The organism is Serratia sp. 2C06, from assembly GCF_050037615.1.
Taxonomy (GTDB): Bacteria; Pseudomonadota; Gammaproteobacteria; order Enterobacterales; family Enterobacteriaceae; genus Serratia; species Serratia ureilytica.
Genome location: NZ_CP188299.1, coordinates 3,839,278 through 3,862,552 on the forward strand (window position 1 = coordinate 3,839,278; position 23,275 = coordinate 3,862,552).

General features: G+C 60.8%; 20 protein-coding genes. 10 read left to right on the forward strand and 10 right to left on the reverse strand.

From position 1 onward, the window contains the following. Positions 1-16: 16 nt before the first annotated feature. The 4 genes from ACP3TA_RS18910 to folE2 form a co-directional block, all read right to left on the reverse strand. A complete protein-coding gene (locus ACP3TA_RS18910) occupies positions 17-976 on the reverse strand; it encodes an SDR family NAD(P)-dependent oxidoreductase (RefSeq protein ID WP_206196492.1) in 960 nt (319 codons plus the stop codon). A 384-nt stretch (positions 977-1,360) separates the two neighbouring features. Then, positions 1,361-2,548, reverse strand: coding sequence for a zinc metallochaperone GTPase ZigA (gene zigA, locus ACP3TA_RS18915; RefSeq protein ID WP_033650275.1), 1,188 nt, complete (start codon positions 2,546-2,548; stop codon positions 1,361-1,363). Positions 2,549-2,558: 10 nt separating this feature from the next. Further along, on the reverse strand, positions 2,559-3,119 hold the full coding sequence (locus tag ACP3TA_RS18920; RefSeq protein ID WP_033643236.1) for a carbonate dehydratase: 561 nt from the start codon (positions 3,117-3,119) through the stop codon (positions 2,559-2,561). Beyond that, complete coding sequence (gene folE2 / locus ACP3TA_RS18925) at positions 3,109-4,035, reverse strand: GTP cyclohydrolase FolE2 (protein ID WP_099785786.1); 927 nt, start codon at positions 4,033-4,035, stop codon at positions 3,109-3,111. Before folE2 ends, ACP3TA_RS18920 begins: the two co-directional genes overlap by 11 nt. Before the next feature lie 204 nt (positions 4,036-4,239). On the opposite strand from folE2, the gene sapA reads away from it, so the two are divergent. The 5 genes from sapA to sapF are packed head-to-tail and all read left to right on the forward strand — an operon-like array spanning position 4,240 to position 9,534. Further along, entirely contained in the window at positions 4,240-5,889 is a 1,650-nt protein-coding gene (gene sapA, locus ACP3TA_RS18930) for an ABC transporter substrate-binding protein SapA (protein ID WP_033643238.1), read from the forward strand. Further along, positions 5,886-6,851 carry a putrescine export ABC transporter permease SapB gene (gene sapB, locus ACP3TA_RS18935; RefSeq protein WP_004930575.1) on the forward strand — a complete coding sequence of 322 codons (966 nt, stop codon included), beginning with the start codon at positions 5,886-5,888 and terminating at the stop codon, positions 6,849-6,851. Before sapA ends, sapB begins: the two co-directional genes overlap by 4 nt. Continuing rightward, on the forward strand, positions 6,838-7,728 hold the full coding sequence (gene sapC / locus ACP3TA_RS18940) for a putrescine export ABC transporter permease SapC (RefSeq protein WP_004930580.1): 891 nt from the start codon (positions 6,838-6,840) through the stop codon (positions 7,726-7,728). The genes sapB and sapC overlap by 14 nt, the downstream gene beginning before the upstream one ends. Beyond that, the gene (sapD, locus tag ACP3TA_RS18945; protein WP_016927551.1) at positions 7,728-8,720 is read left to right on the forward strand and encodes a putrescine export ABC transporter ATP-binding protein SapD; all 993 of its coding nucleotides are present in this window, start codon (positions 7,728-7,730) and stop codon (positions 8,718-8,720) included. Before sapC ends, sapD begins: the two co-directional genes overlap by 1 nt. Position 8,721: 1 nt before the next feature. Beyond that, on the forward strand, positions 8,722-9,534 hold the full coding sequence (gene sapF, locus ACP3TA_RS18950) for a putrescine export ABC transporter ATP-binding protein SapF (protein ID WP_016927550.1): 813 nt from the start codon (positions 8,722-8,724) through the stop codon (positions 9,532-9,534). Positions 9,535-9,679: 145 nt separating this feature from the next. On the opposite strand, the gene ACP3TA_RS18955 is transcribed toward sapF, so the two are convergent. Beyond that, on the reverse strand, positions 9,680-9,937 hold the full coding sequence (locus ACP3TA_RS18955) for a hypothetical protein (RefSeq protein ID WP_004930590.1): 258 nt from the start codon (positions 9,935-9,937) through the stop codon (positions 9,680-9,682). Positions 9,938-9,953: 16 nt separating this feature from the next. Between ACP3TA_RS18955 and ACP3TA_RS18960 the strand changes: the two genes are divergently transcribed. Both ACP3TA_RS18960 and ACP3TA_RS18965 read left to right on the forward strand, forming a co-directional pair. Continuing rightward, entirely contained in the window at positions 9,954-11,138 is a 1,185-nt protein-coding gene (locus ACP3TA_RS18960; RefSeq protein ID WP_047575019.1) for a CMD domain-containing protein, read from the forward strand. Between the two features lie 451 nt (positions 11,139-11,589). Then, positions 11,590-12,138 (forward strand): inclusion body family protein, encoded by a 549-nt coding sequence (locus tag ACP3TA_RS18965; protein ID WP_033643240.1) that lies wholly within the window; start codon positions 11,590-11,592, stop codon positions 12,136-12,138. An 88-nt stretch (positions 12,139-12,226) separates the two neighbouring features. Here the strand turns inward: ACP3TA_RS18965 and ACP3TA_RS18970 are convergent, their stop codons facing one another. Together ACP3TA_RS18970 and dacD are read right to left on the reverse strand one after the other, a co-directional pair. Beyond that, entirely contained in the window at positions 12,227-13,132 is a 906-nt protein-coding gene (locus ACP3TA_RS18970; protein WP_033643241.1) for a LysR family transcriptional regulator, read from the reverse strand. Between the two features lie 64 nt (positions 13,133-13,196). After that, positions 13,197-14,366 (reverse strand): serine-type D-Ala-D-Ala carboxypeptidase DacD, encoded by a 1,170-nt coding sequence (dacD, locus tag ACP3TA_RS18975; protein ID WP_164119838.1) that lies wholly within the window; start codon positions 14,364-14,366, stop codon positions 13,197-13,199. Positions 14,367-14,648: 282 nt separating this feature from the next. Here dacD and ACP3TA_RS18980 point away from each other — a divergent pair, with 282 nt between their 5' ends. Then, a complete protein-coding gene (locus ACP3TA_RS18980; RefSeq protein ID WP_149542956.1) occupies positions 14,649-16,955 on the forward strand; it encodes an FdhF/YdeP family oxidoreductase in 2,307 nt (768 codons plus the stop codon). Positions 16,956-16,970: 15 nt separating this feature from the next. Here ACP3TA_RS18980 and ACP3TA_RS18985 read toward each other — a convergent pair whose 3' ends face one another. Then, positions 16,971-17,825 carry a LysR family transcriptional regulator gene (locus ACP3TA_RS18985; RefSeq protein WP_089194821.1) on the reverse strand — a complete coding sequence of 285 codons (855 nt, stop codon included), beginning with the start codon at positions 17,823-17,825 and terminating at the stop codon, positions 16,971-16,973. A 99-nt stretch (positions 17,826-17,924) separates the two neighbouring features. On the opposite strand from ACP3TA_RS18985, the gene gloA reads away from it, so the two are divergent. Both gloA and ACP3TA_RS18995 read left to right on the forward strand, forming a co-directional pair. Further along, positions 17,925-18,452 (forward strand): lactoylglutathione lyase, encoded by a 528-nt coding sequence (gene gloA / locus ACP3TA_RS18990; protein ID WP_019452681.1) that lies wholly within the window; start codon positions 17,925-17,927, stop codon positions 18,450-18,452. Positions 18,453-18,638: 186 nt separating this feature from the next. Beyond that, positions 18,639-20,573, forward strand: coding sequence for an exoribonuclease II (locus ACP3TA_RS18995; RefSeq protein ID WP_033650269.1), 1,935 nt, complete (start codon positions 18,639-18,641; stop codon positions 20,571-20,573). A gap of 74 nt (positions 20,574-20,647) precedes the next feature. Here ACP3TA_RS18995 and ACP3TA_RS19000 read toward each other — a convergent pair whose 3' ends face one another. Then, the gene (locus ACP3TA_RS19000) at positions 20,648-21,958 is read right to left on the reverse strand and encodes an MFS transporter (protein ID WP_033643247.1); all 1,311 of its coding nucleotides are present in this window, start codon (positions 21,956-21,958) and stop codon (positions 20,648-20,650) included. Between the two features lie 30 nt (positions 21,959-21,988). Next, complete coding sequence (locus ACP3TA_RS19005) at positions 21,989-23,152, reverse strand: M20 aminoacylase family protein (protein WP_033643248.1); 1,164 nt, start codon at positions 23,150-23,152, stop codon at positions 21,989-21,991. Positions 23,153-23,275 lie beyond the last annotated feature (123 nt).

Sequence of the window (23,275 nt, forward strand, 5' to 3'; positions counted from 1 at the left end):
CCGATTAGCGGCCTGGTCAGGCGAAGGCATCAATGCCGGTCAGCGATGCCGAAAGCGCCCACAGACGCTGCGCCTGTTCCGGGTCGATCGCGTATTCCTTCACGCCGACCAGCGCCTGACTGTCGTGGACGGCGATGCCGGCAATATCGCCATCCTCACAGTAGAGGCCCCCCAATCCCTGCAACTGCTGTGAGGTGGCGGCCCAGACCTGCGTAGCAGCCCCCTGCTGAGGCGTTTTAAGGGCATCGGGATCGGCCGGATTGCCCTCTTCGTCCATCCAGCCCAGGGCTATCATCTCTGCTCTCGATATGTGCCGCTGCAGCGGCGTGGCGATGCTACCCGGATGCAGGCTAAATGCGCGGATCCCCCGCGAGCGGCCCAGAAGATCCAACCAGACGGCGAACAGGGCATTCGCCGTCTTCGACTGACCATACGCCAGCCACTTGTCGTAACCGCGTTCGAACTGCACATCTTCCCAGCGGATCGCCGAATGGTGATGCCCGGCGGAGGAGACGGTGACCACCCGCCCGCCATCGGCAATGGTCGGCCACAGCAAATTGGTCAGCGCATAGTGGCCGAGATGGTTGGTGGCGAACTGCCTTTCCCAACCGTTCCCCACCCGCGCCTCCGGGCATGCCATCACCCCGGCGTTGTTAATGACGATATCCGCCCGTAGGCTCGATGCGGTAAAGTCTGCAGCGAAACGACGCACGCTGTTCAAATCGGCGAGATCGAGTTCGGCGATCTCGACGCCGGCGCTCTGCCCTAATACCGCTTTGGCTGCCGCCGGTGCCCGGCAAGCGACGATAACCCGTGCGCCGGCGTTGGCCAGCGCCAGCGTCGTCTCCAGACCGAGGCCTGAATGGCCACCGGTGACGATGGCCAGCGTGCCTGACAGATCCTGGCCCGCGAGCACCTCGCCGGCGGTCGTTTTGGGCCCGAATCCTGACTTGATGGGGGTTTGTTGGGTAATCACAGGCATTCTCCTCACGGTTAACAGTGGCCGGCCAAACGCAGCCGGCGCGTCGATGAGAAGGAGTATTAAATTTCGTCACGGGACTGTGAATGCATGAAACCCCGAACTTCTGTCGAGATCGTCCAGGTTACACGGCAAAAAAGAAGAAAGTGGAGCATGACGGCTCGCCAGGCGAGGTTTCCGGTCTGAAACAGGCAAAAAAAAAGCCAGCACCCGAGCTGGCTTAAAAAACACTGGAAGCAATGTGAGCAATGTCGTGCCTTCCACATCAGAGCCGCAAACTGTGGCCTTCCGTGAACTGCCAGGCGATGATAATAGTTATCAGTATCGTCTGTAAAGCACTTTGTTGAGAATTTTTCTCATTACCACACGAAGATTGCGCAATTACCACTCAGGGAACGGGTCTGCCATCTCCAGCCAATAGTCCACGCCGGCGGCCATTTCGTCGTCGCTCAGCAGGCAATCGTCCAGCAGACGCACGATCGCCGCCTGTTGCAAGTGCTGGCCGATAAACACCAGCTCCTGGCGCATGTCGCCGAACGGCTCCACCCATTTCTCCTGTATATGCGCCCGCGTTTGCGGATCTTGCGGCCAATTGTCTTGCGGGATCGCGCGCCAAAAGGTGCCCGCCAGGCCGTAATGGGCGATGCCGCCGGCCTGGCTCCACTGCCCGGCCTGCCGCGGCCGCGTCGCCAGCCAGAAAAAGCCTTTCGAACGCAGCAGCTTACCGCCGCCCCAGTCGCCGTTGATCACGCGGTAGAACTTGTCCGGCGCAAACGGCCGTCGCGCCTGATAGACAAAGCTGCTGATGCCGTAGCTTTCCGTTTCCGGCACGTGTTCGCCGCGCAGCTCTTTCAGCCAGCCGGGCGCCTGCTGCGCCTTTTCAAAGCTGAAGCTGCCGGTATTCAGCACCGCCTCCAGCGGCAGTTTGCCCGGCGCGATCGGCACAATGCGGGCGTCGGGATTCAGGCTGGCCAGCAGCGCCATCACTTCGCCCTGCTGCGTTGGCGTCAACAGATCGGTCTTGCTGACCAGGATCACGTCGCAAAATTCAATTTGCTCAATCAACAGGTCCGCCACGCTGCGCAGATCGTCCTCGCCCAGGCTTTGGCCAGCTTCCTGCAGGCTTTGCGCCTGCTGGTATTGCCGGATGAAATTCACCCCGTCGACCACCGTCACCAGGGTATCCAGCCGGGCGAACTGCGACAGGCTTTCCCCTTGTTCATCCTCAAAGGTAAAGGTTTCCGCCACCGGCAGCGGTTCGGAGATGCCGCTCGATTCGATCAACAGATAATCGAAGCGCCCGTCCTGCGCCAGCTCGCGCACCGACACCAGCAGGTCTTCGCGCAGCGTGCAGCAGATGCAGCCGTTGCTCATCTCCACCAGCTTCTCCTGCTGGCGATCGAGGCGCACTTCATTCTCCACCAGCGCGGCGTCGATATTCACCTCGCTCATGTCGTTGACGATCACCGCCACGCGCATGCCCTGCCGGTTGTTCAGGATGTGGTTCAACACCGTGGTCTTGCCGGCGCCGAGAAAGCCGGAAAGCACGGTCACGGGAAGTTGTTTCATGAGGACCTCATTAAAATTCATTGCGTAATGCCTGGTAACCGCGCACCAGTTCGACGTTGGTGGCGGCCACTTCTTCCGAAAACTGCAGCGCGCCGCGATCGACCTGGCGATAGCGCGATAGGTCGCTGTCCGGCCCCACGCGCTCGGTCGAGGGGATATAGCGGTTTTCCGGCAGCGTCACGCCGTCCACGACCGCGTTGTAGCGCACCACGCAGCCGGACTGAACGTGGCAGTTGAACAGCACGCTGTTGAAGCCGATAAACACCCGATCGTCGATGCGGCACGGGCCGTGCACAATGGCGCGGTGGGCGATCGAGCTGTAACGGCCAATAGTCACCGCCGCCCCGCTCTTGGAATGGATCACCACGCCGTCCTGAATATTGGAGTGCGAGCCGATGACGATCGGCTCCATGTCGCCGACGGCGTTCAACTCATCGGCGCGAATTACCGCATAAGGGCCGACGTAAACGAAGTCTTCGACGATCACCCGGCCGCAAATAATGGCGGTGGGATCGATGTAGGCCAGCGGCGAGACCTGCGGCAGATGGCCACTGGGGTTTTTACGCAGCATGGTGTTCTCCCCGCCAGCTCAGCTCCGCCACCGCATTGTGGGCATGCAGGCTCTCCTGATGCTCGACGCGCAGCGAAAAAGCGCGGTAGTCGCACTGGCTGCGCAGCATGCGATACAGACGGCGCGCCGCGTCCTCGCAAAACATCAGATTCTGACCGTTGGCCAATGCGAAGGCCTGTTCGTCGCTGCGTTTCACCAGCGTTTGCACCGGCGTGCCCAGCGCGTGTTCGATGCGATCAATCAGTTTCACCGGCTCAAACGCCCGTTCATTCTCGGGCGTCACGGTGATCCAGGCCCAGCTGCGCTGGCTGTGGGGGGTGGCCGGCATCCCTTGCTCCAGCAGCCACTCGCTCACCTGCCGTTGGCTGACCCGCTCCGCCGCCTGTTCAAAATCAAACTGGAACTGTTGCTGCGCCAACTGACGGCTGAGCGCCGCCGAACTCGGGCAGGTGGAGGAATAAGGCACGCCGACGGTCAGTGCCAGCGTCAGCGTATCCGTCAGAGTGGCCTCGATGCGCAGCGGATAGGCTTTCCAGCCGCGCTGCGGCGACAGCAGCGCCGGGCGTGACAGCAACAGCTCGCCGCCGATCGACAAGCTGGCGCGATCGCTGTGTTCCGGCTGCGAAGCCAAAAAGGCCTGCAGCGTTCGGCCGATGCGCTGCGGCGTCAGCTCGCCCTGCGTCAACTCGTCCAGCGCCAGATACAGCCGCGACATGTGAATGCCGCGCTCGCCCGCCGCTTCGGCGCGCAGGTTGATACCGGCGTCGACCTTCGCCATCAATGGCTTGCCGGCCAGCTCCAGCGGCAGCGCGATCCCTTGCATCCCGACCCAATCGAGCCCGACATCACTCATTTCGCCGCGCCATGCCTGAGCATCCGGCAGCGAACGGCGTGGTGGAAGTGCAACTTCGTTCATACATCCCCTTGCGTTATTGTGACTTTGCCGGGGAACGGTAACATGATTTTGTTATATTATAACATAACGTGGAAAACTTTTTTCTTGCCGCTGAACGGGCTGATCAATCAAGTCGCAGAAAACTCAGCGATTTTGCTCAATGGATTGGGCTGCTGGTCAGAGTGCGATACACTAACGCTATTGCTGATTAACCCATGAGCCTCTATGCGTGGTTTACCCTTTTGGATACTGTCGTTGTGCCTGACGGGCTCTGCCCTGGCCGCGACAACACCGCCCGCGCCCAGCGCGGCGCCGCTGCCGGACATTCGCCAGAGCGGCTTTGTTTATTGCGTCAGCGGCATACTGAATACCTTCAACCCGCAAATGGCCAGCAGTGGCCTGACGGTGGATACCCTGGCCGCCCAGCTGTACGATCGCCTGCTGGACGTCGACCCCTACACCTATCGCCTGATCCCCGAGCTGGCGCAGAGCTGGGAGGTGCTGGACAACGGCGCCACCTACCGCTTCCATCTGCGCAAGGACGTGCCGTTTCAGACCACCGCCTGGTTCACGCCCACCCGCAAGATGAACGCCGACGACGTGGTATTCAGCTTCGCCCGCGTATTCGATCAGAAACACCCGTATCACGACGTGAACGGCGGCGAATACCCCTATTTCGACAGCCTGCAGTTCGGCGATTCGGTGCAGAGCGTGAGAAAGCTCGACGACTATACGGTGGAGATTCGCCTGCAGTCGCCGGACGCCTCGTTCCTGTGGCATCTGGCGACCCACTACGCGCCGGTGCTGTCCGCCGAGTACGCCGATCTGCTGACGCGTGAGGGCCATCAGGAGCTGATCGACCGCGAGCCGGTCGGCAGCGGCCCGTTCCTGCTCAACGAATACCGCTCGGGGCAATATATTCGCCTGGCGCGCAACGCCGCCTACTGGAAAGGGCTGCCGCGCATGCCGCAGGTGGTGATCGATCTGGGCGCCGGCGGTACCGGCCGCCTCTCCAAACTGCTGACCGGCGAATGCGACGTGCTGGCTTATCCGGCGGCCAGCCAGCTGTCTATCCTGCGCGACGATCCGCGCCTGCGCCTGACGCTGCGTCCGGGGATGAACATCGCCTATCTGGCGTTCAACACCCGCAAACCGCCGCTCGACAACCTCAATGTGCGCCAGGCGATCTCGCTGGCGATCAACAACCAGCGGTTGATGCAGTCTATCTATTACGGCACGGCGGAAACCGCCGCCTCGATCTTGCCGCGCGCCTCCTGGGCCTATGACAACGACGCGCACGTCACCGAGTACGATCCGGCCAAATCTCGCGAGATGCTGCGGCAGGCCGGCGTCGGCCAGCTAAACCTGAAGCTGTGGGTGCCTACCGCCTCGCAGTCTTACAACCCGAGCCCGCTGAAAACCGCCGAGCTGATCCAGGCCGACCTCGGCCAGGTGGGCATCAACGTCACCATCGTGCCGGTGGAGGGCCGCTTCCAGGAAGCGCGCCTGATGGAAATGAACCACGATCTGACCCTGACCGGCTGGGCCACCGACAGCAACGATCCGGACAGCTTCTTCCGGCCGCTGCTGAGCTGCGCGGCAATCCGTTCGCAAACCAACTATGCTCACTGGTGTGATCCGAGCTTCGACGAAGTGCTGCAGAACGCGCTGCTGTCGCAGCAGCTGTCTCAGCGCATCGACAACTACCGCAAGGCGCAGAAAATCCTCGAGCAGCAATTGCCGGTGCTGCCGCTGGCGTCTTCCCTGCGCCTGCAGGCCTATCGTTACGACATCAAGGGATTGGTGCTGAGCCCGTTCGGCAACGCCTCGTTCGCCGGGGTGTACCGTGAATCCGCGCCGGAGGTGAAAAAGTGATTATCTTTACCCTGCGCCGCATTCTGCTGCTGCTGATCACGCTGTTCTTCCTGACGCTGGTCAGCTTCAGCCTGAGCTATTTCACGCCGCGCGCGCCGCTGAACGGCGCCGCCCTGCTGGACGCCTATCAATTCTACTTCGTCAGCCTGCTGCACTGGGACTTCGGCGTCTCCAGCATCAACGGCCAGGCGATCAGCGAACAGCTGCGCGAAGTGTTCCCGGCCACCATGGAACTGTGCCTGCTGGCCTTCGCCCTGGCGCTGTTTATCGGCATTCCGCTGGGCATCATCGCCGGCGTGCTGCGCGGCAAGTGGCAGGACACCGCCATCAGCACCTTCGCGCTGCTGGGCTTTTCGATGCCGGTGTTCTGGCTGGCGCTGCTGCTGATGCTGTTCTTCTCGCTGCATCTCGGCTGGCTGCCGGTTTCCGGCCGCTTCGATCTGCTGTATCAGGTGAAGCCCATCACCGGTTTCGCGCTGATCGACGCCTGGCTGTCGGACTCGCCGTACCGCGCCGAGATGATCGGCAGCGCCCTGCGCCACATGATCCTGCCGATCGCCGCGCTGGCGGTGGCCCCCACCACCGAAGTGGTGCGCCTGATGCGCATCAGCACCGACGACGTGCTGAGCCAAAACTACATCAAGGCCGCCGCCACCCGCGGCCTGTCGCGCTTCACCATCATTCGTCGCCACGTGTTGCACAACGCGCTGCCGCCGATCGTGCCCAAACTGGGGCTGCAGTTCTCCACCATGCTCACGCTGGCGATGATCACCGAAGTGGTCTTCAGCTGGCCGGGCCTCGGCCGGTGGCTGATCAACGCCATTCGCCAACAGGACTATGCGGCGATCTCCGCCGGCGTGATGGTGGTCGGCACGCTGGTGATCACCATTAACGTTCTGGCCGACATTCTGGGTGCGGCAACCAACCCGCTGAAACATAAGGAATGGTATGCCCTTCGATAACGTATACCGCGAGAAAAAGATGCCGAGCCCGCTGCGCTACACCTGGCGGATTTTCTACGGCGACGCGCTGGCGATGATCGGTTTTTACGGCGTGATCGCCCTGTTGCTGTTGTCGCTGTTCGGTAGCCTGCTGGCGCCCTACGCGCTGGATCAGCAGTTCCTCGGCTATCAACTGCTGCCGCCGTCCTGGTCGCGCTACGGCAACGTGTCGTTCTTCCTCGGCACCGACGATCTCGGGCGCGACATCCTCAGCCGCCTGTTGACCGGCACCGCCGCCACCTTCGGTTCCGCGCTGGCGGTGACGCTGGCCGCGGCGTTCTGCGGCGTGATCCTCGGCGTGTTCGCCGGCGTCACCCACGGGCTACGCTCGGCGGTGCTCAACCACATCCTCGATACTCTGCTGTCGATTCCGTCGCTGCTGCTGGCGATCGTGGTGGTGGCGTTTATCGGCCCCAAACTTGAACACGCCATGCTGGCGGTGTGGCTCGCCTTGTTGCCGCGCATGGTGCGCACCATCTACAGCGCGGTGCACGACGAACTGGAGAAAGAGTACGTGGTGGCGGCCCGGCTTGACGGCGCTTCCACGCTGCAGATCCTGTGGTACGCGGTCATGCCGAACATCGCGGCGGTGCTGGTGACCGAGTTCACCCGCGCGCTGTCGATGGCCATTTTGGACATCGCCGCGCTCGGCTTCCTCGATCTCGGCGCGCAATTGCCTTCGCCGGAATGGGGAGCGATGCTCGGCGATTCGCTCGAGCTGGTGTACGTCGCGCCCTGGACGGTGATGCTGCCCGGCGCGGCCATTCTCGTCAGCGTGCTGCTGGTTAACCTGTTAGGCGACGGTATGCGCCGCGCAATCAATGCCGGGGTGGAATAATGCCGTTACTCGATATCCGCAATTTGACGATTGAATTTATGACCGCCGAAGGGCCGGTCAAGGCGGTCGATCGCGTCAGCATGACGCTGACCGAGGGCGAAGTGCGCGGGCTGGTGGGCGAATCGGGCTCCGGCAAGAGCCTGATCGCCAAGGCCATCTGCGGCGTAACCAAAGACAACTGGCGCGTTACCGCCGATCGCTTTCGTTTCGACGACATCGATCTGCTGCAGCTGAGCCCGCGCGAGCGGCGCAAGCTGGTGGGCCACAACGTCTCAATGATCTTCCAGGAGCCGCAGTCCTGTCTCGATCCTTCCGAGAGCATCGGCCGCCAGCTTGCGCAGGCCATCCCAGGCTGGACCTATAAGGGCCACTGGTGGCAGCGCTTCAACTGGCGCAAACGCCGCGCCATCGAATTGCTGCACCGTGTCGGCATCAAGGATCATGACGACATCATGGGCAGCTTCCCGTACGAGCTGACGGAAGGCGAGTGCCAGAAAGTGATGATCGCCATCGCGCTGGCCAACCAACCGCGCCTGCTGATCGCCGATGAGCCGACCAACGCCATGGAACCGACCACGCAGGCGCAGATTTTCCGTCTGTTGGCGCGCCTCAACCAGAACAACAACACCACCATTCTGCTGATCAGCCACGACCTACAGATGATGAGCAAGTGGGCCGATCGGGTGAACGTGCTGTACTGCGGGCAAACGGTGGAGAGCGCCCAGTGCGAAGAGTTGCTGGCGGCGCCGCACCACCCTTACACCCAGGCGCTGATCCGCGCCATGCCGGACTTCGGCCGCTCGCTGCCGCACAAAAGCCGGTTGAATACGCTGCCGGGCGCCATTCCTTCGCTGGAACACCTGCCGATCGGCTGTCGCCTGGGGCCGCGCTGTCCTTACGCGCAGAAGAAGTGCATCGAAACGCCGCGCCTGCGCCCAGTCAAAAACCACTTCTTCGCCTGCCACTTCCCGCTGAACATGGAGGAGCAATAACATGGAAACGCTGTTGGAAGTGCGCAACCTGAGCAAAACCTACCGCTACCGCACCGGGCTGTTTCGCCGCCAGCACGTCGAGGCGGTGAAATCGGTCAGCTTTACCCTGCGCGAAGGCCAGACGCTGGCGGTGATCGGCGAGAACGGCTCCGGCAAATCCACGCTGGCGAAGATGCTCTCCGGCATGGTGGAACCCACCGCCGGCGAGCTGCTGATCGACGATCATCCGCTAGCGTTCGGCGATTATCGTTACCGCAGCCAGCGTATTCGCATGATTTTTCAGGATCCGAGCACCTCGCTCAACCCGCGCCAGCGCATCGGCCAGCTGCTGGATGCGCCGCTGCGGCTGAACACCGATCTTGAGCCCGCCGAGCGCGAGCAGCGCATCAACCAAACGCTGCGCCAGGTCGGCATGCTGCCGGATCACGCCTACTACTATCCGCACATGCTGGCTTCCGGGCAAAAACAGCGCGTCGCGCTGGCCCGCGCACTGATCCTGCAACCGAAGGTGATCGTCGCCGATGAGGCGCTGGCGTCGCTGGACATGTCGATGCGCTCGCAAATCATCAACCTGATGCTGGAACTGCAGGAAAAACACGGCATTTCCTATATTTATGTCACCCAGCACCTCGGCATGATGAAACATATCAGCGACCAGGTGCTGGTGATGCACGAAGGGGAAATCGTCGAGCGCGGCAGCACCGCGGAGGTGTTGGCGGCGCCGCTGCACGAATTGACCAAGCGCCTTATCGCCAGCCACTTCGGCGAAGCGTTGACCGCCGATGCCTGGCGGCGCGACGGCGGCCGCTTCTGAGTCACGCCTTTACCTCAAACCCGCTGCGGCGGGTTTTTTATCGCCTTGCGCGCCTGCCGCTTAGCAAGAAAGCGCACATGCAAATTACATTCTTGTTATATATCCTTATATTTTATTCCTTTCAGTTATTGATTAGTCCGTAACATTATTTTATCTCGCCAGGGCGATCGGTGAGGATATCCCCTACGTTGCACTTCTCATACGACAGGATATCGCACTGATGAACAGCATTCGCCATCGCCGCCTTACGCAGTTTCTGCTCACGCTGGCAGCCGGTTTTTCTGTTTACGGCCACGCCCTCTGCTGTGATGAGCTGCGCTAAAACCGCCTTTCGCCCCGCCTGCGGGCATGTTGCCTCTTTGTCCAGCCGACGCTGCCGCGCGCAGCGGCGGCTGTTGATCATGATTAAGGATTGACCTATGGAACGACTCCGTCGACAACATAATGCCCAGTGGTATCACGAAACCCAAAGCAGCGTGCGGGGCGATGCGCCGCTGGAACCCCAGGCGGCCACCCTTCGCGATCGCTTTCTGCTGGGGCTGGGCGCCTTCGCCGATGAAGCCTTAAACAATGCGCTCAGCGCTCGCGCCGGGGTGTTCAGCGCCTCGTTGGCCGGTTACCACGCGCTGTTTCCCGACCAGGTGCCGCTGTCACGATACGTGACATTGTCACCCTACGATCGCCTCAGCACCGCGTTGACCGTCGCTCAGGTGACGGGCGTGCAATCGCTTTGTAGCCACTACGCCGCCCGCCTCGCCCCGCTGCACAGCCCGGACGCCTCCCGGGAAAGCAATATCCGCCTTGCTCAGATCACCCAATATGCCCGCCAGCTTGCCAGCCAGCCCACGCTGATTTGCCGCAAGGCGCTGCAACAACTCGCCGACGTCGGGCTGAGCCCGGCGGATATTGTCACCTTTTCGCAGGTGATCGGTTTTGTCAGCTATCAAGCGCGCGTGGTCGCCGGCGTCGCGGCGTTGGCCGGCCGCCCGGCGGTGGTAGTGCCCGGCTTTCCTAACGTCGAAGACGCCGATGGCATCGCTTTCAGCGCCGACGAACTGAATTGGTCTGCCCGCCTGCCACCGATCGACGCGGAAACCGCCGCCGCCGAACAGCTTGATGTGTTGGATCAAAGTCACCCGCAGGCGCGCGCCGAATCTTATTATTTGCTGTTAGCCCACGACGCCGCCACCCTGCGCGAGCGCAACGGGGTGTTCAACGGCATCAATGCCGAAGGATATGGGTTATCGAGTCGCCTCAAGGCGCTGGCGACGCTGGCGGTCTCGCGCATCAACGGCAGCCGTTACTGCGCGGCCACCGTCGCGCAAGAATTGCAGGATGAGGGATTGGTTCAGGCGCTGTTCGCCGGGCTGCCTCAGGGGCTGGCGTATACCGAAGATTCGGTAAAACTCGCAGTGATGCGCACCGCCGCCGAGCTGACTCGCGCACCTGAGAAGTTCACCCCGCAGAGCGTGCAGCCGCTGTTCAACAGCGGCCTGGATCAGGCGCAGGCGCTGGAGGTGATCCTCACCGTCGCGCTCTACGCCTGGGAAAACCGCCTGCGCCAAACGCTGGGCGATGCGGAACCGGCACAGACTGCCCTGTAATCTATCAATGAGTTGGCGGCCCATTTTGCCGCTAACTCATCGCCCGTCCTTTTTAGAGATAAATATCAATAATCATTTAAATTTCAAATTTAAAACCAAATAATTTAATTAAATTAGTGTTAAACTCCATTTTTCTCTATTTTATTCTCCCGTCGCACTTCGAGAAAATTATCACTACAAACAGGATAATAGGCAGTTCGTGCTCGCCTCTCATTCTGTAACTGCATTTATCTCAGAATCATCAAAACAAGGTTTTAACCCTGCTAATTAATAGAGGCACCCATTAATTTCTCTACATTTTCACCGGTGGCTGCCTTGTTATTTAGTCTCTATGATTAAGCCGATAGCGCCGTTGTCACTCCTCATTTTAAATATCCATTCAATAAACGGCTGCCATCAACCCCATTATTTTCACTTTCTATCACAGCAAAAAATATTGTGAGGCTAACTTATGTCTGAACAAGAACTTAAATCCAGCAACAATATCGTTAACGTTATTGTCGTCATCGATACCGATGCGCTGATAGAAGCATTCGAGAATAAAAACCCCAGTCAGGATGCCGGCAGCCCGACGGGCATCGGCCACCAATATGCCTATATGGTCGTCACTTCCGAACAGGTGATCGGCGGCTCCGGCACGGCGGACCTAAATTTTAAAGCCAATGTCGGCGACGTCATCCGTTGGACCGGCACTTCCGAATCGGCAAATTTCGATGCCGGCGTCCTGATCTATGGGCTGCCGCAGTTTGGCAGCGGCACCCAGGTTTTCTCCAACCCGACATTCAAAATGTACACGCGCAGCTCGATGATGCCTGCGCAAAATACCGTATTCCCCGTCACTTTCACCAACCAAACCTATTGGTTCATACAGGCTGACATTACCAATACCGGCACGGAAAACTATTGCATTCAATTTGGCCTTTATTATCGACCAAACGGCGGAGACCAAAAACTATTAGGTTACTTCTATTGGGATCCGACTATTACCGTCGGCAATTAACACGTATTTCAGCAACCATTAGAAGAGAAATGATTATGGCCCCTAGGGGCCATAATCATTGCCGGGCACGGGATAAACTTAAATTTTTCTATCCATTTTGCCGCCGCAACCACTCGCTGGCGGCATCGAAAAACTTCTGCGCCAACGGCGTGGCGCGCTCCGACATATCGACCACCACCGCCGCATGACGCGGCATGGCGGCGATGGCCACCGGACGCCGCTGCAATGCCGGCATCAGCGGCGATTGCAGTTGGCCGCGCGGGAACAACCCGCAGCCCAACCCGACGAAAATCCCCTCCAGCAGTTGGAAGATAGAGGTAGTTTCCAGCCGCGGGTGCAGCGTCAATCCAGCGTCGCGGAAATGCTGATCGAGATAGCGGCGGAAATAACGCGTCGGCTCGGCCAGACACAGCGGCAAGGCGGCCACTGCCTCCAGCGGCAACGGCGCATCCCCCACCAGCTTAGGGAAATGCTGCGGATGAAACACCAGCTCAACGCCGGTTTCCACCAGCGGCTGCGATTGGAAATGCAGTTCTTTCAAGGTCGACAGCTCGAAAAAGCCGATGCCGATATCTACGGTGTGCGCCGTCAGCGCCTCCAGCAGCTGATCGGCGCTCAGCACCGCCAACCGATAATCAAGATGGGGATAACGTTCGCTGACCGCCTTGAGCATTTCCGCCACCGAGATGCTGCACTGTGGCACCACGCCGAGGCGCAACGTGCCGTGCAAGCCGTGCTTGAGCGACTCCACCTCCAGTTTCAGCCCTTGGTAGACCGAGACGATCTCGCGCGCCCACGCCAACACCCGTTCGCCCTCGGCGGTAAAGCCGCCGAAATGGTTGCCGCGGTTAATCAGCGAAACGCCCAGTTCTTTTTCCAGATTTTTCAATCGCATGGACAGCGTCGGCTGGCTGACGAAGCTGGCTTCCGCCGCCCGGCCGAAGTGGCGCTCCCGTTCTAAATTACACAGATAAATCAGTTGTTTAATATCCATAGCGCGGCTCAATGATCGGCATTCGCACCAGTATACCACCGGGCGCCGTCGCCCGCCCGGTGAGTCAGAGTTTGAGCTTCACGTAATCCGCCAGGCGGGAGAACACCCCGCCCTGCGGCACCGCCCGCAGCGCCACCAGTGGCAGGGTTTTCACCACCTGACCATTGTCGCTGATGCGGATCTCGCCGACGATTTGTCCTTTGTTGACAGGCGCTTCCAGCCGCGCAACGTTGAGCACGTACTGCGCCTTCAGCTTGTCCGCCTCGTTTTTCGGCAGGCTGAGCGACTGGTCCTGCGCGCTGCCGACCGGCAAGCGGTGGCTTTCGCCGTACCAGATCGGCTCTTCCCCCAGGCTCTGGCCGGCGCTGAACAGGTGTACCGTGCTAAAGTCGCGCAGCCCCCAGCTCAGCAGCTTGCGCGCCTGTTCCTCGCGGCCTTTTGAACTTTTGCCGCCCATCACCACGGCGATCAGACGGCGATCTCCTTCGGTGGCGGAAGCGATGATGTTGAAGCCGGCCGAGGCGGTGTGTCCGGTTTTCAGGCCGTCGACGTGCAGGGTCTTATCCCACAGCAGGCCGTTGCGGTTCTGCTGCGTGATGCCGTTCCAGGTCAGCGATTTCTCGCTGTACATATGGTATTCCGCCGGCTCGCTCATGATGATAGCGCGCGCAATCACCGCCAGATCGCCGGCGGTGGTGAACTGCCCCGGCGCATCCAGCCCGTGTACCGTTTCGAAATGGGTGTTCTGCAGGCCCAGCTGCGCGCTCTTCTCGTTCATCAGCTTGACGAAGTTGGCCTGGCTGCCCGCCACATAGTCCGCCATCGCCACGCAGGCGTCGTTGCCGGAATCGATGATGATGCCGCGGCTGAGATCGCGTACCGTGACCCTGTCACCAGGCTTCAGGAACATCAGCGAGGAGCCTTTGAACACCGGGTTGCCCTGCGCCCAGGCGTCTTTCCCCACGGTGACGACATCGTCGAGGCTAATCTTATGCTCATCGAGCGCATGATCGACCACCAACCCGGTCATCAGTTTGGTCAGGCTGGCCGGATTGCGCCGCTCGTCGGCATTGCCGGCCGCCAGCACCTGGCCGGTGGTGTGATCCATCAATACGTAAGAGGCGGCGTCTATCGCCGGTGGGGTCATGGTGGGAAAATGGGACGCCGTTTCCGCCGCCTGCGCCGCTAAAGGCAGTAAGATACCGCCGATCACCACTGATACTGAACGCTTCACGCTGTGTTCCTCAGGCCCGCAGGCTAAATAAAATGCCAATATAATCCGCGAGATAGACTGCATGAATTCACTTTCAGGCGAAACCATTACTCTTTTGCAGCGGGTGTCTTTATGCAACCATTTGTTTAGGTCAGCGTCCGCCTGCGATAGATATGCTCTATGCCGCCATTGCCCCATTCGATTAGACGCCTGCCTGCCGCGCCCCTAAACTTGTGACATAAATACGCAAGACGCATAAAAAAGCGTTTACTTTTTAGCTACAACCACCTGCGAAGTGTCACCATGAAATTCAAACCGTCAATCAAGCCTTATACCGGCCCAGCGGGCGGCTGGGGTTCGCTTGAAGCCACCACCCGCTTTGTCCTCGACAGTAAACAAACCCTAAAAAACATGCGCAACCTGATGCGCGTCAACAAGGCGCGCGGCTTCGACTGCCCCGGTTGCGCCTGGGGCGACGACAACCACAGCACCTTCAGCTTCTGTGAAAACGGCGCCAAGGCAGTCAGTTGGGAAGCGACGCGCAGCGCCGTCGAGCCTGAGTTCTTCGCCGCGCACAGCGTCAGCACCCTACAGCAGCAGAGCGACTATTTCCTCGAATATCAGGGGCGCCTCACGCATCCGATGCGCTACAACGCCGAAACCGACCACTATGAGCCTATTCATTGGCCGGACGCGCTGGCGCTGATCGCCAGGCACATCAACGCAACGGACAACCCGAACCAAATCGAGCTGTATACCTCGGGCCGCGCCAGCAACGAAGCGTCGTACCTTTATCAACTGTTCGGCCGCATGCTCGGCACCAGCAATTTCCCCGACTGCTCCAACATGTGTCACGAGGCGAGCGGCGTCGGGCTGAAGCAAAGCATCGGCGTCGGCAAAGGCACCATCCGCATCGATGACTTCGAAAAAGCCGACGCCATCTTCGTGTTCGGTCAAAACCCCGGCACCAACCACCCGCGCATGCTGCACAGCCTGAAAAACGCCGCCCGACGCGGCGCGCGCATCGTCAGTTTCAACACCCTGCGCGAGCGCGGGCTGGAAAGATTCGCCGATCCGCAGGATCCGGTGCAGATGCTGACGCCAAAATCCTCGCCGATCAGCTCCTCCTATTACCAACCGAATTTGGGCGGCGATATGGCGGCGGTGCGCGGCATGGTGAAAGCGCTGCTGGAAACCCACCGCCAGCGGCTGGCCGCCGGTGAGCCCCCCCTGTTCGACCTGGCGTTTATCGAACGGCACAGCGTCGGCGTAGAGGCATACCTGGCGCAGGTGGATGCGACCGAGTGGCGGGCCATTACCGCGCAGTCGGGCCTGAGCGAGGCGCAATTGCGCCAGGCGGCGGCCACTTACCAGGGCGCCGAGCGGGTGATCTGCACCTGGGCGATGGGCGTGACTCAGCATAAGCACTCGATTGCGACGGTGCGTGAAATCACCAACCTGCAACTGCTGTTCGGGCAACTGGGCAAACCGGGCGCCGGTCTTTGTCCGGTGCGCGGCCACAGCAACGTCCAGGGCAACCGCACCATGGGGATTGACGAGAAGTCGCCCAAGGCGCTGCTCGACAGCCTGGAACGCCACTTTAACTTCACCGCCAATCGCGCGGTGGGCCACAACACGGTGGAAGCGATCGAAGCGATGTTGCGCGGCGAAGTGAAAGTGCTGATCGCGCTGGGCGGCAATCTGGCCGCCGCGGCGCCGGACACCGAGCGCACCGCCCGCGCCCTGCGCAACTGCGATTTGACGGTACACATCAGCACCAAACTTAACCGCAGCCACCTGGTGACCGGCAAAGACGCGTTGATCCTGCCGACGCTGGGCCGCACCGAATTGGACATGCAGGCCAGCGGCTCGCAGTACATCACGGTCGAAGATTCTTTCAGCATGGTTCACGCTTCGGAAGGCATCGGCAAACCGCTGGCGGATACCCAACGTTCGGAAACGGCGATCGTCTGCGGCATCGCCGACGCGGTGCTGGGCACGCAGCAGCTGGACTGGCTGGAGTTGGCCGACGACTACTCGCTGATCCGCGATCATATCGCCGCCACCATTCCCGGCTTTGAGGATTTCAACCGTCGCTGCGAGCAGCCCGGCGGATTCTACCTGGGCAATGCCGCCGCCGAACTGCGCTTTGCCACGCCGAGCGGCAAGGCGGAATTCAGCGCCGCCGCGCTGCCGACCACCCTGTTCCCGCAACTGGGCGACGTGCAAGCGCCGTTTACCCTGCAAACGCTGCGCTCGCACGATCAGTACAACACCACCATCTATGGCCTGGATGACCGCTACCGCGGCGTTTACGGCCAGCGCGAAGTGTTGTTCATCCATCCGGAAGATCTGGCGGCGCTGGGCCTGCAGGATGGCGAACGGGTTGAGATAGAGACCCTGTGGAACGATGGCGTGGTGCGTAAAGTGGACGGATTCAAGCTGGTGAGTTACGACATTCCGCGTGGCAACCTGGCGGCCTACTACCCGGAAACCAACCCGCTGGTGCCGCTGGCCAGCTTCGGCGACGGCACCGGCACCCCGACGTCGAAGTCGATCCCGGTGGCGATTCGCCGCAGCGAACAGCAACCCTCGCTGCGCATTGCCTGAAAACGCGCGCCCGGTTTACGCCGGGCGCTTCAATATCGCCAGGATGGTCTGTAATTCGTCGGACAGCTGATGCCGTCGCCAGACGAAGTACAGATCGCTCACGCCCTCCTCGCCCATTTCCACCACCTTCAGCCCCGGAGCGGGCAAAATCTGCGGCAGCAAAGAACCCGGCACGCAGGCGACGCCGCAACCTGCCTGCACGCAGGCCGCCATCGCGGCATAAGACTCCATTTCCAGCGTCATGCGCGGTTTCAGCCCGCGCGAGGCCAGCCAGTGATCCACCTTCAGGCGGAACGAGCATTCTCGGCTGAACGTGTAAAATTCCAGCGCCGCCAGCGTGGCGGCATCGGGCTGCCCGGCATCGGCCGGCATCAGCATCACCAGCCGTTCGTCAAACGCCTTTTGGCTGGCCAGCAACGGATGTTCAATCGGGCCGTCGGTGATCGCCAGATCGAGGGCACTGTCGATCAGCATGCGCTCCAGCACCAATGAATCGCGGCTGAGCACGTTGATCTGCAGATGGGGTTGTAAACGGCGCAGCCGGGCGATGCGCGCCGGCAAATGGCTGACCAGCGAGAAATCCAGCGCCCCAAGGTTCAGCAGCCCATGCTGATGTTCTCCGGCGAACAGCTGCTTACTGCGCTCCGCCTGCGCCACGATGTCGCGCGCCTGTTGGTAGAACAGCCGGCCTTTGGGATTGACGTACAGCCGGTTTTTATCGCGGAAAAACAGCTCGCCGCCCAACGTCTCTTCCAGCTCGCGCAGCCGCAGCGTGACGTTGGAAGGCACGCAGTGCAGCTCACGGGCGGCGGCGGCGATGGTTTTGTGTTCCACCACGGTGCAGAAAAACTTCAGCTGGCTCAGCTTCATCTATCATTCACTTTTAGTTAGTGTTTTAGTTAAAAACAATCACTTTAGATTAGCATCGATTTCACCTACAGTCTGTCGACACCCTGAGGAGGATCACTGATGCCACTGAATGATTTACTGACGCTGCCCGGCGTGGCGGCCCAACCGGACGCGGTAACCGACGGTTACGTGTTCAACCACACCATGATCCGCGTGAAAGACCTGACCAAAGCGCTGGATTTCTACACTCGCGTACTGGGTTTTACCCCGGTCTATCTGGAAGAATTCAAAGAGGCCGCCTTCACCATCTGCTACCTGACGCGCAGCCCGCGCGAGCAGATCCCACAGGATGACGACGAACGCAAACGCTGGGCGCTGAGCCAACCGGGCATTCTCGAGCTGACCCATAACCACGGCACCGAAAATCAGGCGGATTTCCATTACCACAACGGCAACGGCGAGCCGCGCGGCTTTGGCCACCTGTGCGTCACGGTGCCGGACGTGCGCGCCGCCTGCGAGCGTTTTGAGCGCCTGGGCGTCACCTTCCAGAAACGCCTGCATGAAGGCCGCATGAACTACGTCGCGTTCATTCGCGATCCGGACGATTACTGGATTGAAATCCTGCAGCCGACGCCGCTGCAGGACTGATTGCCCCCCTCCTTCACCCCGGCCTGCGCGCCGGGCTTTTTCATCGTTCGCCCTTCGATTGACCAATCTTGCGCAAAATCGCGCGGCAACGCGGGGTTCCGTGACGTTAGGCTTGCTCGCAGCGGGTGATTCGCGTAAAACTGTCAGCCGCAAATCTTGCCACTCACAACCCATTCACTGGACGATATGTTTCAAGATAACCCGCTGCTGGCGCAGCTAAAACAGCAACTTCACTCTCAGACCCCGCGCGTTGAAGGCGTAGTGAAAGGGACTGAGAAAGGCTTTGGCTTTCTTGAAGTAGACGGTCAAAAAAGCTACTTCATTCCGCCGCCGTACATGAAGAAAGTCATGCACGGGGATCGCATTATCGCCACCCTGCACACCGAGAAAGAGCGCGAAATCGCCGAGCCGGAAACCCTGGTCGAGCCGTTCCTGTCGCGCTTTGTCGGCCGCGTGCAAAAGCGCGACGATCGTCTGTCCATCGTGCCCGATCATCCGTTGCTGAAAGACGCGATTCCGTGCCGCCCGGTGCGTGAACTGACCCACAACTTCCAGGCCGGCGACTGGGCGGTGGCAGAAATGCGCCGCCATCCGCTGAAAGGCGATCGCGGCTTCAACGCCGACCTGACCCAGTTTATCACCGACGGTGAAGACCATTTCGCCCCGTGGTGGGTGACGCTGGCGCGTCACAACCTGGAAAAAGAGGCGCCGGAGATGCAGGCCCTCAGCGAGCCGGACGCTGCGCTGGTGCGTGAAGATCTGACCGCGCTCGAATTCGTCACCATCGACAGCGCCAGCACCGAAGACATGGACGATGCGCTGTACGTGACCGACAACGGTGACGGTTCGCTGCAGTTGACCATCGCCATCGCCGATCCTACTGCCTACGTAGAACAAGGCAGCAAGCTGGACGATATCGCCCGCGTGCGCGCCTTCACCAACTATCTGCCGGGCTTCAACATCCCGATGCTGCCGCGCGATCTGTCGGACAACCTGTGCTCGCTGCGCCCTAACGAGCGCCGTCAGGTGCTGGCTTGCCGCGTGACCATCGCCGCCGACGGCGCGCTGGGCGAAGATATTCAGTTCTTCGCCGCCGAGATCGAATCCAAAGCCAAACTGGTGTACGACGAAGTCTCCGACTGGCTGGACGGCATTGCCGGCTGGCAACCGCCGAGCGACGCCATCGCGCAACAGATCACCCTGCTGAAACGCGTTTGCGACGCGCGCAACGCCTGGCGCCACCAGCATGCGCTGGTATTCAAAGATCGCCCGGACTACCGCTTCGTGTTGGGTGAAAAAGGCGATGTGCTGGAGATCGTTACCGAGCAGCGCCGCAGCGCCAACCGCATCGTTGAAGAGTGCATGATCGCCGCCAACGTCTGCGCCGCCATCGTGCTGCGCGATCGCCTGGGCTTCGGCGTGTACAACGTGCACACCGGTTTCGATCCTGCGCTGGTTGAGCAAGCGGTCACCGTACTGCAGGCCAACGGCGTCGAAGCCGAAGCCGAGAAGCTGCTGACCCTCGACGGTTTCTGCGAACTGCGCCGCCACCTGGATGCGCAGCCGACCCAGTTCCTCGACAGCCGCATCCGCCGCTTCCAGACCTTCGCCGAGATCAGCACTACGCCGGGGCCACACTTCGGTCTGGGGCTGGAGGCTTACGCCACCTGGACATCGCCGATCCGTAAATACGGCGATATGGTCAACCACCGCCTGCTGAAGGCGATCATCAACCAGCAGCCGGCGGAAAAACCGCAGGATGACGTGACGGTGCAGCTGGCGGAACGCCGCCGCCTGAACCGCATGGCGGAACGCGACGTCGGCGACTGGCTGTACGCCCGCTTCCTGCAGGACAAGGCCGGTACCGATACCCGCTTCAACGCCGAGATCATCGACGTGACACGCGGCGGCCTGCGCGTGCGCCTGCTGGACAACGGCGCGGTTGCCTTCATCCCGGCGCCGTTTATTCACGCGGTGCGTGACGAGATGCAGTGCAGCCAGGAAACCGGCACCGTGCAGATCAAAGGCGAAGTAGTTTATCGCCAAAGCGATACCTTGCAGGTCACCATCGCCGAAGTGCGCATGGAAACCCGCAGCGTGATCGCCCGGCCGGCGGCCTGAACGCCAGCCTGAAACGGTAGCGACGCCAAACGCCGACGGTGAAAACCGCCGGCGTTTTTTTTCGCCCGCACTCGCTAACGCAATGGGTTACCGCCGGTTTCACGCAGCAATGGCAGCACCGCCAACGAAGCCAGCGTCGCCAGCATCAGGTAGACGGCGGGCGCCAGCAGCGAGCCGCTCAACGCGATCGACTGCGAGGCGATATATTGGGCGAAGCCGCCGAAAATCGCCACGCCGAGGCTGTAGACCAACGCAAACCCCAATGCGCGAATGCGCTGCGGAAACAGCTCCGAAATCATCAGCATGGTCGGCACCGAGCCGAGCGTGGTCAATCCGACCAATATCGCGACAATCAGCAGCAGCACCGCCGGATGCGGCGCGGCGCTCAGCCACCAAAACGCCGGCAAGGCCACGATCAAGATAGCGATGCGCGAGCCTCGGATCAGTGGCAAGCGGCCATAGCGATCGCACCAGTGCCCGACCAACAGGCTGCCGCCGAAGGTCACCAGCCCCGCCAGCAGCATCGCGGCATAGCCGTAGGCCTGCGGCATGCCTAAGTATTTCACCGCGTAAGTGCCGAGATAATACATCGAGATGTAAGTGGCGACGGTGGCACCAATGGTCAGCATCACGCCGAGCACCACCGCTCGCGAGTGCCGTCGCAGCTGCGCTGGCGGTTCATGAGCCCGCGACACCGGCGGCCGGTCGCTTTCCAATCCGAGACGCAGCCAGCAACCGAGCGGCGCCAGCGCCACGCCGATAAAGAACGGAATGCGCCATCCCCACTCGGCCATGGCGTTCGGCTCGCCGGAGATCGCCGGCAACGCCGCGCTGAGCGCCAGCGCGGTGACGCCGCCGACCACGGTGGCGATGCCCTGCGTCGCCAGCGACCAACTGGAATAGAAGCCTCGCCGGTTAGGTGGTGCCGACTCCACCAGCAACGACATCGATGCGCCCACCTCGCCCCCCGCCGCCACGCCCTGGATCAAACGCGCCGCCACCAGCGTGACGGTTCCCCAATAACCGGCGCTGGCGTAGGTCGGCGCAAAGCCGATCATCGCCGTGCCGAGGCTCATCAGTGAAATCGTCAGGATCATCGCCGGCTTGCGGCCATGGCGATCGGCATAGGCGCCGATCAGAATGCCGCCCAGCGGCCGCATGAAAAAACTGACGCCAAACGTGGCGAACGCCAACAGCAACGCCAAATTGGGATCGCTCGAGGGGGGAAAAAACAATACGCTGATATAAATAACGAAGAAGTTATAGATACCGAAATCGAAAAACTCCAGCGCATTGCCGAAGGAGGCGGCAAATATCACTTTCTTGCCGCCTACCCTCGCGGGCGCGTTTATTGTTGGTTGCGTCGCCGCCGTATTTTCACTCATCATTATCTTCCCTGTTATTATTCTTCGAATTTATTTTAAATACGCTTCCGCCAACGCTCCCCAATACTGGCTGCCGGCCGCCAGACACCCATCGTTAAAGTCATATCCCGGGTTATGCACCATGCAGCTTCCTTCGCCGTCACCGTTACCGATGATCAGGTAGCAGCCTTGCGGATGCGCATCGAGCATAAAGGCGAAGTCTTCGCTGCCCATCAGCGGCCTGGCGCCGTAGTGCGCGCGGGCGGCGCCGAACTGCTGCTGCGCCACGCGGTGGGCGAAACGGGTCATCGCTTCGTCGTTGACCAACACCGGCGTGCCGTTAACGTGTTCCACCGTCGCGTGGGCGCCGAAGCTTGCCGCCTGCGCTTCGATCAGCGCCGGAATGCGCGCCAGCAGCGTAGCGCGCGCCTGGCGATCCAGCGAGCGTACGCTGAGCTTCATCTCCGCGCTATCCGGGATCACGTTGGCCGCCTCGCCGGCCTTGATGCTGCCAACGGTGATCACCGCCGCCTCCAGCGGATCGATATTGCGCGAAACGATGCTCTGCAGCGCGACGGTGATATGCGAGGCCACCAGCACCGGATCGACCGCCAGCTGCGGGATGGCGCCGTGGCCGCCGCGCCCCTGCACCCGCACGTTGAACTGATCCATCGAGGCCATGAACGGGCCGTGCTGGAAGAAGAACTCGCCGAGCGGCATCCCCGGCATGTTGTGCATGGCGAAGATGGCATCGCAGGGGAAGCGTTCGAACAGCCCCTGTTCCACCATGCGCGCGCCGCCGTTCAGCATCTCTTCCGCCGGTTGGAAAATCAGGTGCAGCGTGCCGTTGAAGTTGCGCGTTTGCGCCAGGTAGCGGGCGGCGCCGAGCAGCATAGTAGTATGGCCGTCATGGCCGCAGGCGTGCATGCGGTTGGCCACGCTGCTGCTCCAGGGTTTGCCGTTGTTTTCCTCGATCGGCAAGGCGTCCATATCGGCGCGCAGTCCGAGGCGTTTAACGCCGTCGCCCACCCGCAGCGTCCCCACCACGCCGGTGCCCGCCAATCCGCGGTGTACCTCATAGCCCCACGAGCTTAGATAATCCGCCACCAGATCGCTGGTGCGAAATTCTTCAAAACCCAACTCGGGATGCTGGTGAATATCATGCCGGATGGCCGTAAGCTGCGGTAAATACCCTTCAATGACTTTATTTATCATAATTAAATTCCTTTCGTAGCTTTATTATTTATTTAATGAATGAATAAAAGTGCGAATTGAAATAAAGGTATAACACGGCATGAGTAATTTTATTTCGGCGCGCCTCGCCAGATAAAATAATAG